This is a genomic window from Amycolatopsis sp. NPDC058278 (assembly GCF_042881395.1).
Taxonomy (GTDB): Bacteria; Actinomycetota; Actinomycetes; order Mycobacteriales; family Pseudonocardiaceae; genus Amycolatopsis.
The window spans coordinates 1-14,052 of sequence record NZ_JBHVXZ010000182.1; the positions used below are offsets into that span (position 1 = coordinate 1).

At 75.8% G+C, this 14,052-nt stretch carries 3 protein-coding genes; all 3 read right to left on the reverse strand.

Annotated features, from left to right (window positions below; translation table 11 throughout):
- Positions 1-3,560, reverse strand: a 3,560-nt coding sequence (locus ACFVYA_RS46455) for a type I polyketide synthase (RefSeq protein WP_387054557.1), incomplete at its 3' end; no start/stop codon positions are given.
- Between the two features lie 8 nt (positions 3,561-3,568).
- Positions 3,569-8,284, reverse strand: coding sequence for an SDR family NAD(P)-dependent oxidoreductase (locus ACFVYA_RS46460; RefSeq protein ID WP_387054560.1), 4,716 nt, complete (start codon positions 8,282-8,284; stop codon positions 3,569-3,571).
- Positions 8,285-8,312: 28 nt separating this feature from the next.
- A complete protein-coding gene (locus ACFVYA_RS46465; RefSeq protein ID WP_387054562.1) occupies positions 8,313-14,009 on the reverse strand; it encodes an SDR family NAD(P)-dependent oxidoreductase in 5,697 nt (1,898 codons plus the stop codon).
- Between the last annotated feature and the right edge of the window lie 43 nt (positions 14,010-14,052).

Genomic DNA, 14,052 nt, shown 5'->3' on the forward strand with positions numbered 1-14,052 from the left:
GATGCGACGAGCGCGGTGCCGGGCGAGCTCAGCTCGGCGGAGAGAACGGCGGCGGTTTCGGCCGGCCCGAGGGCCGGGTCGAGGTCGACGGTGCCCGCATCGAGGTTCAGGTGTTCTTGGTTGGCGACCACCGGCAGCACGGCCACCGCCGCCTGCGCCGGGCGCACCCGGCCGGCCCGCGCGGCCGGAGCCTGCGGGCGCACCGGGCCCGGGATGGCCGAGCCCGCGTCGGCGACTTCCGCCCGGCCGCCGGCCCCCGCGGGCCGGGCCGGCGGGCAGACCCGGCCGGGCGTGGCTGCTCCGGCTGCTTCGGCTTCTGTGGCGGCCGGGGCAGCGAGCGGGCGCTCCAGTCCGGGCGCGTCTGCTCCGGCATCTGCAGCGGTCGCCCCGGCGGGTCGGCCCGCCGGGCTGGGGGTGCCTGCTTCGGCTTCTGTGGCGGCCGCCCCGGCGAGCGGGCGCGTCGGGTTGGGGGTGCCTGCGGCGGCCGCCCCGGCGGCCCGGCCCGCCGAGGCGGGCTCGGCCGCTTGCCCCGCGCCGATCGGCGGCGTGGTCCCGGCCGCCTGGCCCGCGCGGGTGGCCACCAGCACCCGCACCGCGCGGGACCCGTCGCCCGCCGCCGTGGCCAGGGTGCGGGAGACCGCGTGCACCGCCGCCACGTCGTCGTCGACGTCGAGCACCGACAGGTCGACCACCGTGTCCGCTTCGGCGGGCGTGACCACCTCGCCGAGCAGGGCGGTGAGCGCGGCGGCGACGCCACCGGAGTCCGGCAGGATCGCGACCCGGCCCACGGTCCCGGCCCCGGGGGCCGGCTGGGGGCGCCACGACGGCGTCAGCAGCTGCACGTGCTCGTCGGGTTCGGCGGCCAGGCGCGGGACCTCCGGGGTGACCGTCCCCGGCGCGTCGATCCAGTAGCGCGAGCGCTGGAACGGGTAACCCGGCAGGCCCACGCGCCGCGCGGCACGACCGCCGCGGACGCCGGTCCAGTCGAGGTCCACCCCGGCCAGCCACAGCCGCCCGGCCGCTTCGGCCAGCGCCGAGGTCGCCGGCACCGGGTCGTCGGCCCCCGGCAGCGTGGGGATCACCGCGGCCCAGCGCTTCGGCGCGCACGCCCGGTGCCCGCGCACCATCGCGCCCAGCGAGCGGCCCGGGCCGAGCTCCAGCAGCACCAGGTCCTCGTCGGCCAGCAGGGTGGCCAGCGCGTCGTCGAACCGGACCGGGGCGCACAGGTGCTCGGCCCAGTACGCCGGGTCGGTCGCCTGCGCGTCGGTGACCAGCTCACCGGTCACGTTGGAGACATACGGGACGGCGGGCGCGGAAAGCGTGACGTGAGCGGCAACCCACGCGGTCAGCTCGTCGCGCAGACCGGCGAGCTGCCGGGAGTGGAAGGCGTGCGTCGTGGCCAGTGGCCGGCACGGCACGTCTTCGGCCGCCAGCGACGCGCTCAGCCCGGAGATCGCCTCGGCGGTGCCGGACACGACGGTGAGCCGCGGTCCGTTCAGCGCCGCGATGTCGAGGTCCGTGCCCGCGATCCGGGCGCGCACGTCGTCGGCGGGCAGCGGCACGGCCGCCATCGCCCCACCGGGCAGGGCGGCGATCAGCTTCGCCCGGTGCGCCACCAGCGCCAGGGCGTCCTCGAGCGAAAGCACCCCGGCCAGGCACGCGGCCACGTACTCGCCGAGGCTGTAGCCGGCCAGCACGGACGGCTCGACACCCCACGAGCGCACCAGCTGCGCGAGTGCGTACTCGACGGCGAACAGCGCCGGGTGCAGGACTTCGGTGCGATCGCCCGCGCGCTCGCCGCCGCCGGTGCGGCCCAGCAGCGCGGCCAGCCCGCCGGAGCCTTCCCGCTCGCCGAGCACCTCGTCCAGCACGGACGTGTCCAGCAGCGCGCGGCAGCGGTCCAGCTCGGCCCGGAACACCGGCGCCGTCTCGTACAGCTCGGCGGCCAGGCCCGGGTACTGCTCGCCGGTGCCCGCGATGAGGAACCCGACACGACGACCCGTGCCGGCGTCGCTCGAAGCCGACACGACCCCTTCGCGCAGCGATCGCGCCGCCCCGGCCGCCGAACCGGCGACCAGCATCCGCCGGTGCCCGAACGTCGTTCGTCCACTTTGGAGTGTGTGGGCGACGTCGGCGAGCGCGTCGCCGGAGTCGGCCAGGTGCGCGGCGAGGTTCGCGGTGGCCGCGTCCGCGGCGGCGGCCGACCGGGCCGACCACACCAGCAGTTCCGGGCCGCCCGTGGCTTCGGCGGCCACCGGCAGCGGTGCCTCCTCCAGCACGACGTGGGCGTTCGTGCCGCCGATGCCGAACGCGCTGACGCCGGCGCGGCGCGGCGTGTCCGTGCGCGGCCACGGAGTGCGCTCGGTGACCACGGTCAGCTCGGCGCCGCCCGCGGTCAGCTGTGGGTTGGGGGTGCCGAGGTTGCGCGTCGGCGGGATCTCCTCGTGGTGGAGCGCGAGCGCGGCCTTGATCAGGTTCGTCACGCCGGCGGCGCGGTCGAGGTGCCCGACGTTGGTCTTCACCGACCCGATGCGCAGTGACCGGCCCGCGAAGACCTGCTGCAGCGCGGCGAGCTCGGCGGCGTCGCCGAGTGCGGTGCCGGTGCCGTGCGCCTCGACGTACCCGATGTCCGCGGGCTCCAGCCCGGCGGCGGCGAGCGCCTCGGCGATCACCGTGGCCTGGCCCTCGACGCCGGGCGCGGTGAAGCCGACCTTGCGGCCGGCGTCGTTGTTGACCGCCCAGCCGCGCAGCACCGCGTACACCCGGTCGCCGTCGGCGAGCGCGTCCTCCAGCCGGCGCAGCGCGACCACGCCGACGCCGCCGCCGAGCGGGGCGCCCAGGCCCGCGGCGTCGAACGCGCGGCACTCGCCGTCCGGCGGCGCGATACCGCCCTGCTGGTAGAGGTAGCCGACGCGGTGCGGCACCCCGATCGACACGCCACCGGCCAGTGCGACGTCGCATTCGAAGTTCGCCAGGCTGCTCGCCGCGACGCACACCGCGACCAGCGACGTCGAGCAGGCGCTCTGGATGCTGAACGCGGGGCCGGACAGGCCGAGGGTGTGCGAGACCCGGGTGGCCAGGGTGTCCTTGTCGTTGCCGAGGGCGATGGCGATCTCGCCCATCTCGCGGGCCGCGTCCGCCGGGGTGAGGTTGTGGGTCAGGTAGGTGCTCCACGCGCAGCCGGCGAACACCCCGATCGCGCCGTCGAACCGCACCGGGTCGCACGCCGCGTCCTCCAGGGCGTGCTGGCTGTGCTCCAGGAAGAGCCGGTGCTGCGGGTCGAGGATCTGGGCTTCCTTCGGGTTGATCCCGAAGAAGCCCGCGTCGAACTCCTCGACGCCGGTGACGACGGCGCCCGCCTTGACGTAGGCCGGATCGCCGAGCCGGTCGGCCGGCACACCCGCGGCGAGGAGTTCCTCGTCGGTGAAGCGGGTGATGCCGGAGCGGCCGGCGCGGACGGTTTCCCAGAGGGCGCCGACGTCGTCGGCGCCCGGGAAGCGGCCGGCCATGCCGACCACGGCGATGTCCGTGGGGGAGAGCTCGCTGCTGGTGTCGGTCACGGTGTCCCTCATTTCCGGGTGCCGGCCAGGCGGCGCCGCTGGCCGCGCGCCGAGCCGGTGGTCGCCGCCCGCGGGGCGGGGGAGTCGGTGTCGGTCAGGGCGGCGGCGAAGGTGGCCACGGTGGGGTGGCCGAAGAGGACGGCGGGGGCGATCCGGCGGCCAAGACGCTTTTCCAGCGCCGCCACCATGGCCATGCCGACCAGCGAGTTGCCGCCGAGGTCGAAGAACGGGTCGTGCACGCCCACCGCGTCGATGCCCAGGAACTCGCCCCAGACACCGGCGATGTCCGTCTCGAGCTCGCCACGCGGGGCGGCGTACTCGGTGCGCAACGGCGGCCGCGGGTAGCGCGTGACCGGCGCCGGGGCCGCTTCGAGCAGCCCGCCGAGGTCGTTGAGGGCGGCCAGCTCGCGACGGGCCGCCGGCAGGTCCTGGCGCAGGGCCACGACCGTGCCGCGGACGCCGTTGCCGACGAGCTTGTCGAGCAGCGCGCACCCGGCCTCGGCGGTGAAGCCGTAGCGGCGGCGGTAGGCCAGGCGGGCTTCGCCGGTGGCTGCGTCGGCCCAGGCGTCGTGCTGCCAGTGCCCCCAGGCGACGGTCACCACCTGGGTGTCCGCTGTGGACAGTGCGGCGCCGTGGGCGTCGAGGACGCTGTTGGCCGCGCAGTAGTCGGCTTCGCCGATGCCGCCGACGACCGTGACGATCGAGGAGAACAGGACCAGGCGCCGGGGTCGTGCTTCCAGGAGCGGGCCGATCGCCTGGACCTTCGGCGCGAGCGTCCGGTGCATCTCCTCGGCGGTCCGGCGCTGGGCCAGCCCACCGCCCGGCAGGCCCGCGGCGTGCACGATCGAGTCGAGCTCGCCGAACCGCGTCCTGGCTTCCGCCAGCGCCGCCCGCAGCTGCTCCGGAACGCCCGCGTCGGCCTTGATGAGCACCACCTCGGCGCCGCTCAGCTCGGCCAGGCCGGCCTGGTCCGCTTCGCCGGTGCGGCTGATCAGGGCGAGCTTGCGGGCGCCGCGGCGGACGAGGTGCTTCGCGACGATCAGGCCGAGCCCCCGGGTGCCGCCGGTGATCACGTGCGTGCCGCCCCAGTCCGGCGTGGCCTCGTCGAGGGTGATCTCGGTGTACTCCTGGAGGCGACGGCGTCCGCCGCGCCAGCCGGCGAGCACCGGTTCGCCGGCAGGGTCGTCGGGCCACGGGCGGGCCAGTTCGTCGAGGAGGTGCGTGGCCGGCGTGCCGGGTTCGACGTCGACGCCGCGCCACCGCAGGCCCGGGTACTCGGCCCGGACGCCGCGGCCGAGGCCGTGCACCAGGGCGGCGTCCGGGGCGGCCAGGTCGCCGCCGGTGATCTCGGCCGCGCCGGTGGTGACGGTCAGGAGCCGGACGTCGTGGCCGTCCAGGGCCTGGACGGTCCGGAGGAGGTCGTCGAAGCCGCCGTCGTGCACGACGTGCAGGGGCTGGGGGAGCGTGGCCGGATCGGTGCCGACGGTCATCCCCGCTCGCACAGCCAGCGTGGCGAGTTCGCCGTTGGTGGTGATCAGCGAGCCCTGCGGCGTCGTCGTGGGGCGGGTGGGGTCGAGGCGCCACACCGGTGCGTAGAGCCGGCCGGCGTCTTCGACCGGTTCGGGGGCTTTCCGCGTCGCCTGCGGCCAGAACTTCGTGCGCTGGAAGGGGTAGCCGGGCAGGCTCACGGTGCGGCCGTCCCCGCGCAGGGCGGTGAAGTCGACCGCGACGCCCAGTTCCCACAGCCGCGCGAGGGTGTCCAGCAGCGCGGTGCCTTCGGCGGGGCGGTCCTCGACGGGCCACGGCGCGGGCAGGGTGCCGAGCACGGCGGGGCGGGCGCCGGCCTGGTTCTGGCGGACCAGGCCGCCCAGCGTCTGCCCCGGGCCGAGTTCCACGTAGACGTCGACGTCCTCGCCGGCGCAGTGGTGGACGCCGTCGGCGAAGCGCACCGGACGGCAGAGGTGCCCGGCCCAGTACTGCGGGTCGATCGCCTCGGCGTCGGTGAGCGCGGTGCCGGTCGCGTTCGAGACGAGGGGGATCCGCGGTGCCTGCCGGGGCACCGACGCGACCAGCTCGGCGAGTTCCGCGCGGGCGGGTTCCAGCAGCGTGGAGTGGAACGGGTGGGCCGAGCGCAGGACCCGCGCGGCGAGTCCGGCTTCCTTGAGCTGCGCGGCCACGGCTTCGACGTCGGCCGGCGATCCACTGAGGACGGTCATCTGCGGGCCGTTCAGCGCGGCCACGTCGACTCGCATCGGGCTGAGCGCTTCGGCGATCCGGCTCGCCGAGGCGGCGACAGCGAGCATCCGGCCCGCCGGCGCGCGCCCGATCAGCCGGGCCCGCCCGGTGACGACGTGCAGCGCGTCGCCGAGGGTGAACACCCCGGCGAGACAGGCGGCGACGTACTCGCCGAGGCTGTAGCCGACGAGCAGGTCCGGCCGGACGCCCCGGTCGGCGAGCAGCCGGGCGAGCGCGTACTCGACGGTGAAGAGGAGGGGGTGCGCGACCTCGGCGCGGTCGAGGAGTTCATCCGCCTGGCCGGCCCCGAAGAACGACGCCTCGACGGCTCGCGGTTCCGCGAAGAAGGCGCCCCGCAGGTCGACCCCGCACCGCTCGGCGGCGATGGCGCAACAGTCGTCGACGGCCTGGGCGAAAACGGGCTCGTCGCGGTAGAGCTGGGTGGCCAGGCCGCGGTACTGGTCCCCCACGCCGGGGAGGAGGAAGGCGATCTTCGGCGAGCCGGGCTTGCGGTGCACGCCGGGCGCGTGGGCGGCGGAGGCCAGCTGCCGGACGGCATCCTCGAGACTGGTGGCGACCACGGCCCGGCGGTGGTCGAGGGGGGCGCGGCCTTCGCGCAGGGTGTGCGCGAGGTCGGCCAGGGTCAGGTTCGCGGCCGGGGTCGCCGGCGTATCCGGACGGTCGGTCGGCGTGCTTGCGGAGTCGGTTGGCGTACCCGGAAGGTCGGCTCGCGTGCCTGGGGAGTCAGTTGGCGTGATGGGGAGGTCGACACCCGTGATTGGAAGGTCGACTCGCGTGATTGGAAGGTCGACTCGCGTGATTGGACGGTCAACACCCGTGATTGGAAGGTCGACACTCGTGATTGGAAGGTCGACTCGCGTGATCGGAGCCGTATCTCGCGTGATTGGAGCCGTGTCTCGCGTGATTGGAGGCGTGTCTCGCGTGATTGGAGGCGTGTCTCGCGAGATTGGAGGCGTATCTCGCGTGATTGGAGGCGTAACTCGGGTGGTTGGTGTGGTGATCTGGGCGAGGCGGGTGAGCTGCGCGCGTAGCGCGGCTTCCGACGCGGCCGAGACCGGGATCAGCTCGGCCGTCGGCTTCGCCGCCTCGGGGCGGGGCCCGGCCGGGGGTGCGGCCTCCAGGACCAGGTGGGCGTTCGTTCCCGACCAGCCGAACGAACTGACCCCCGCCACCGCCGGGCGCCCGTGGTCCGGCAGCGAAGCCGGCCCCGTGGACGGCCGGACCGCCTCGTTCGCCAGCACCTGCTCCGCCGGGTCGCTCAGGTGCAGGTTGGCCGGTATTTCGCCGTTCTCCAGCACCAGGACCGTCTTGATCAGCCCGGCGATCCCGGCCGCCGTGTGGGTGTGGCCGATGTTGGTCTTCACCGCGCCCACCGTCAGCGGGCGGCCGGCCGGGCGGTCGCCGAACACGTCGCCCAGGGCGCCCAGCTCGATCTCGTCGCCCAGCGGGGTTCCCGAGCCGTGCGCTTCCAGGAAGTCGACGTCGCCGGGTGCAGCACCCGCGTCGGCCAGTGCCCGGCGGATCACCTCGACCTGGGCGCCGCGGTTGGGGGCCGTCAGGCCGTTGCTGCGGCCGTCCTGGTTGACCGCCGAGCCGCGGATCACCGCCCGGATGCGGTGGCCGTCGCGCACGGCATCCGACAGCCGCGCCAGCACCACCATCCCGCCGCCCTCGCCCATCATGTAGCCGTCCGCGCTCGTGTCGAACGTGTGGCAGCGGTCGGTCGGCGACAGCAGCGCGTTGCGGCTGCTGTAGACGTACAGGAACGGGTGCAACGCCAGGAATCCGCCGCCGGCCAGCGCGTAGTCGCACTCGCCCGCCCGCAGCGCGCGGGCCGCGAGGTGCACCGCGACCAGCGTCGACGAACACGCGGTGTCCAGCGAGAACGCGGGGCCGCGCAGGTCGAAGTGGTAGGCCAGCCGCCCGGCGACGACGCTGGCGAGGCTGCCCTGGCCCATGTACGGGTCGGCGTACACGCCGGTGCCTTCGCGCTCCGCCTCCACCTGGCCGTACTGGAACGCGTCGGAGAAGCCGAGGAGCACGCCCGTACGGCTGCCCGCCAGCCGCGGCGCCGGGGTGCCGGCGTCGTCCATCGCCTCCCACGCCAGCTCCATCAGCAGGCGCTGCTGCGGGTCCATCCGCAGCGCTTCCTGCGGGGCGTAACCGAAGAACCCGGCGTCCCAGCCGTCCACTTCGGACAGGAAGGCGCCGCGGCGACGGGTGCCGCCGGTGTCGGGCAGGTGGTCGAACCGGCCGGCGGGCACCTCGCCGACTTCGGCGGCGCGGCCTTCGCGCAGCAGCCGCCAATACGATTCGACGTCCGGGGCGCCGGGGAACCGGCACGACATGCCGATCACGGCGATGGGCTCGCTCTCGCGGGCCTCGTACTCGGCCAGCCGGCGGCGCGCGCCCGCGAGCTCGACCGTCGCCCGCTTCAGGTAGTCGCGAAGCTTTTCTTCGCCGGTCATAACCGAACCCCTATCCGTTCGCAAAAGGTCAGAGCTTGTCGATGAAGGCGAAGAGCTCGTCGTCCGAGGCGAGCCCGAGCGCCGGTTCGGCGGCGTCGCCCAGCCCGTCCAGGGCCTCCCGCAGCACCTCCGCCACCCGGACGCGCTCCTCGGCGCCCGCGCCGGGCAGGACTTCGCCGAGCGCCTCGCGCAGCCGCTGCACGGGGTCCGGCGGCGGGGGAAGCAGCTCGCCGAGCAGGTGCGCGGCCAGCAGTTCGACGGTCGGGTGGTTGAACAGCAGCGACGCGGGCAGCCGCAGCCCGGTCCCGGCCGCGATGCGGTTGCGCAGCTCCACCGACGTCAGCGAGTCGATCCCCAGCTCGCTGAACGGCTTCGCGAGCTCGACCGACGCCGGTGACCGGTGCCCGAGCGCCGTGGCGACCTCGGTGCGGACGAAACCGGTGACCGTCGCGGCGGCCGTTTCCCGGTCCAGCCCGGCGAGCTGCCCGGCCAGGCCGGGCGTGGCCGCCGGTCCGGCTTCGACGGCGCGGGCGCGGCGCAACGGGACCAGGCCCCGCAGTACAGCGGGAACCTCGTCGGCCGCGCGGAGCGCCGCGGTGTCCCAAGCGGACGCCACCACCGTGCCGGACAGCCCGAGCGCGGCGTCGAACGCGGCAAGCCCCTGCGCCTCGGTGATCGGCCGGACGCCGGTGAGGCGCGCGCGGTCCGTCGAGCTCATCGCGGCGGTCATGCCGGTGGTCGTGTCCCACAGGCCCCACGCGATCGACACGCCCGGCAGCCCGCGCGCGGCCCGGTGCTCCGCCAGCGCGTCGAGGGACGCGTTCGCGGCGGCGTAGTTCGCCTGGCCGCGGTTGCCGAGCACCCCGGCGATCGAGGAGAACAGCACGAACGCCGCGAGGGGCTGGTCTTCGGTGAGCTCGTGCAGCAGCCAGGCGGCGTCGCGCTTGGGGCGCAGCACGGTGTCCAATTGCGCCCGCGTGAGCCCGGTGACGGTCGAGTCGTCGAGAACCCCGGCCGCGTGGACGACCCCGGTGAGCGTTTCGCCGGCCAGCACCGCCGCCACCGCGGCCCGGTCGGCGACGTCGGCCGCGACGACCCGGACACGGGCGTCCAGACCGGCCAGCCGGGCCGGGACGGCGCCGCCGCGGCGCGAAACCAGCAGCAGGTCACGGACGCCGTGCCCGGTCACGAGCCGTTCGGCGACGAGGGCACCGAGCCCGCCCGTGCCGCCGGTGACCAGCACGGTGCCGGTCCCGAAGTCCACTGTGGCGGGTTCCGCCGCGCACCGGGCCAGCCGGGGCACGAGCACCACGCCGTCGCGCACGGCGAACTGCGGCTCGCCGGCGTCGAGTGCGGCGGAAAGGGGGGCGCCGGGCCGGGCGCCCGCGAGGGCGAACCGGCCGGGGTGCTCGGCGATCGCCGACCGCACCAGACCCCACACCGGTGCGCCTTCGGGCGAGCCCGGGTCCTGCAGGAACACCAGCTTCGAGCCGTCGCAGCGCTCGTCGAGCAGCCAGCGCTGCACCAGGTTCAGCACCGCGGGCAGCTCGTGCGCGGTGGTGAGCACGACGGGCGGGACGACCTCGGGCAGCTCCGTGCCGATCACGGTCCACTCCCGGTCCGTGCCGTCACCCACCGAGGCCGGTGTCCATTCCACGCGGTAGAGCTCGGCGGTCACCGTTGTTTCGGCGGCGGGCCGCAGCAGCAGTGATTCGACGCCCCCGAGCGGGGTGCCGGCGGTGTCGTAGAGGGTGACTTCGACGCCGGTGGTCGCGGAGCCGGACAGCCGGGCCCGTACCGAGCCCGGCAGGGGCGAGGTGACCCGCAGGCCGCCGAAGGAGAACGGGAGGAGCAGCTCGGTGCCGTCGAGCACGAGCGCGTGCAGCACCGCGTCGAGCACCGCGGGGTGGGCGGTGAACTCGCCGTCGGCGGGCAGCTCCACCTCGACGTACCGGTCGTCGCCGGCGCGCCACAGCGCGGTGAGCCCTCGGAACGCCGGCCCGTACTCGTAGCCGCGTTCGGCCAGCCGCGCGTAGGCGCCGTCGAGGTCGACCGGCTCCGCCCCGGCGGGCGGCCAGACCGGCAGGGGAGTGACCGGAGACCGCTCCGGGCTCACCGTCCCGGTCGCGTGCCGCGTCCACGGCCCGTCGCCGAGTCGCGAGTGGACGGTCAGCGGACGCCGGCCGCGGTCGTCCGCGCCGCCGAGGCCGACCTGGACTTCGACGGCGCCCGACGCGGGCAGCGCCAGCGGCGCTTCGAGCGTGAGGTCTTCGACGCTCCCGCACCCGGGCGCCGCTTCGAGCGCCAGCTCGGCGAACCCGGTGCCCGGGAACAGGACCGTGCCGCGGACCGAGTGCCCGGTCAGCCACGGCAGCGAAGTGCGCGAAATCCGCCCGGTGGCGACGAACCCGTCGCCGTCGGCGACCGGGGTGGGGGCGCCGAGCAGGCCACCGGAACGGCCGGTGAGCCAGTAGCGCTGCCGGTCGAACGCCGAGGTCGGCACGTCCGGGTGGCGGGTGACCGGGCCGAGCAGCCGCGGCCAGTCGACTCCGGCGCCCCGCACGTGCGCCGCGGCGAGGGCGAGCAGGAACCGCCGGCGCCCGCCTTCCCCGCGGCGCAGCGTGCCCACGGCGGTGCCGTCGATGCCCGCGTCGGCCAGGATCTCCTGCACCGCGCCGGCGAGGATGGGGTGCGGGCTGACCTCGACGAACAGCGGCCGCCGGTAGCCGGCGAAGGCGCGCACGGCGGCGTCGAAGCGGACCGGCTCGGCCAGGTTGCGGTACCAGTAGCCCGCGGTCAGCTCCGAGCCCGGCAGGAAGCCGCCGGTGCAGGAGGAGCAGATCGTGGTCGCGGTGTCGGCGGGCGCCAGGTCGCCGATTTCGGCGAGCAGGGCGTCGCGGACCGCCTCGACGTGCGGGGTGTGCGCGGCGTACGCCACCGGCGTGCGCCGGATCTGGACATCCGCGCAGGCGGCCGCGAACTCCTCGATCGCGGCCAGCTCGCCGCCGACCACGGTGCCCACCGGGCCGTTGTCCACGGCCGGCCACAGCCGCCCGGCCCACGGTGCCAGGCGCTCCGTTACCTGCGCCACGGGCAGGCCGACGGCGAGGATCCCGCCGGTGCCGTCCAGTTCGGCGGTGAGCAGCTGGCTGCGCACGGCGATGATCCGGGCGGCGTCGGCGAGCGGCAGCGCCCCGGCGACGACGGCCGCGGCCAGCTCGCCTTGGGAGTGGCCGACCACCGCGGCCGGGGCGACCCCGGCGGCCTGCCACAGTCCGGCGAGGGCGACCATGACGGCGAACAGCACCGGCTGCACGACCTCGGTCCCCACCAGGTCCGGCGCCCCTTCGGCGCCGGTGAGCACGTCGAGCACCGACCAGCCGGTGTGCGGCCGCAGCGCCTCGGCGGCGTCGGTGAGCAGCCGCGCGAACCCGGCGTCCGCGGCGACCAGCTCGGCGGCCATCCCCGGCCACTGCGCGCCCTGGCCGGGGAAGACGAACACCGGCTTCGTGTCACCGGCTGCGGTGCCCGTGACGAGCGCGGGGTGCGGGGCGCCATCGGCGAGGGCAGCGAGGGCCGCGACCAGTTCGGCCCGGTCGTCGGCGACGACGACCGCACGGCAGGCCCCGGGACGGCGGCGGGCGAGCAGCGGCGCGGTGGCGGCGATGTCGGTGTCGGCGGCGGTTTCGGCGTAGGTCCGGAGCCGGGCGGCCTGGGCGCGCAGAGCGGTGTCGGTGTGGGCGTGGAGGGGCCAGACCAGCGGCCCGGCGGCCACGGTGTTGTCGGTGGTCTGGGGGCGGAGGGCCGGATCGGGGTGGGGGTGCGGCGCCTCGGCGGCCACTGGCGCGCTCGCGGCGCGGTTGTCGTCGGCGGCGGTGTCGGCACGCGACGGCTCGATGGGCGCCGCCGTGGTGTCGGCGATGTCGGTGGCCCGGGCTCGCGGCGCGGCGCCGGGATGGGCGTGCGGCGGCGCCGGCTCTTCGGCGGGTGCGGCTTCCAGCACGACGTGCGCGTTGGTCCCGCTGATGCCGAAGCTCGACACCGCCGCCCGGCGCGGGCGGCCGTGGTCGGGCCACGGCCGGGCGGCCGAGAGCACCTCGACCCGGCCGCTCGCCCAGTCCACGTGCGGGCTCGGCACGTCGGCGTGCAGGGTGCGCGGGATCGTGTCGTGGCGGAGCGCCTCGACCATCTTGATCACCCCGGCGACGCCGGCCGCGGCCTGGGTGTGGCCGATGTTGGACTTGAGGGATCCCAGCCACAGCGGTGTTTCGCGGTCCTGTCCATAGGTGGCCAGCAGCGCGTGCGCCTCGATCGGGTCGCCCAGCGCGGTGCCGGTGCCGTGCGCCTCGACGACGTCGACGTCCCGGGTGGACAGTCCGGCGGCGCCGAGCGCGCGGCGGATGACCTGTTGCTGCGCCTGGCCGTTGGGCGCGGTGAGGCCGTTGCTGGCCCCGTCGGAGCCGGTCGCGCCGCCGCGCAGCAGCGCCAGCACCGGGTGGCCGTGGCGGCGGGCGTCGGACAGGCGCTCCAGGACGAGCATGCCCGCGCCTTCGGCGAAGGCGGTGCCGTCGGCGTCGGCGGAGAACGCCTTCGCGCGGCCGTCGGCCGAAAGCCCGTTCTGGCGGGTGAAGTCCACGAGGTTGCCGGGGGCGGCCATCACGGTGACGCCGCCGGCGAGGGCGAGCGAGCAGTCGCCGCGGTGCAGCGCGTCGGCGGCCAGCTGGATCGCGACCAGCGACGACGAGCACGCGGTGTCGACCGTCAGCGCGGGGCCGCGCAGCCCGTAGGTGTAGGCGATCCGGCCCGACGCGACACTCGGGGAGGTGCCGGTGAGGCGGTGGCCGTCGACCAGGCCGGTGGGCTCGTGCAGCCGCGGGCCGTAGTCCATCGCCATCGCGCCGACGAAGACGCCGGTGTCGGTCCCGGACAGGGAGCCCGGCTCGAGGCCGGCGCGCTCGATCGCCTCCTGGCTGATCTCCAGGAGCACCCGCTGCTGCGGGTCCATGGCCAGGGCCTCGCGCGGGCTCAGGCCGAAGAACGCGGGGTCGAACCGGTCGGCGTCGTGGAGGAACCCGCCGAACCGGGTGGCGCACGAACCGGGCCCGGCCGCGTCGCCGAGGAGCGCGTCGAGGTCCCAGCCGCGGTTCACGGGCAGCTCGGTGACGGCCTCGCCACCGGCGGCGACCAGGTCCCACAGCTCGGCGGGGGAGGTGATGCCGCCGGGGAAGCGGCAGCCCATGGCGACGATCGCGATCGGGTCGTCCGGCCGCGGCGCCGTTTCCGGTGCGGGCTCGGCCGCACCTGGCCGCCCGCGCAGGTGCGCGACGAGGTGGTTCGGCGTCGGGAAGTCGAACAGCAGCGTGGTCGGCAGCTTCAGCCCGGTGGCGGCCTGCAGCCGGGTGCGCAGCTCCACCACGCTCACCGAATCGAAGCCGAGGTCCTTGAACGTGCACGCGGGGTCGATGCCGCCGGTGCCGTCGTGGCCGAGGACGGCCGCGGCCGTGGCGAGCACCAAGTCGGCCACCCGCGTGGGATCGACGGCGACCGGTGCGGCGGCGATCTCCTCACCGAGCCAGTGCCGGGTCCGCTGGAACGCGTACGTCGGCAGGTCCACCAGGCGCTCGCCCGGCACCTCCCAGCGCACCCCGGCCCCGGCGGCGAACGCCTCGGCGAAGCTGCGCCGCAGGCGGTCGCCGCCGCCGTGGGCCCCCCCGCGCGGGCCCACCCCCGCCCCCCCCCCCCAGGCAAATAAAAAAAAAAGAACCAAC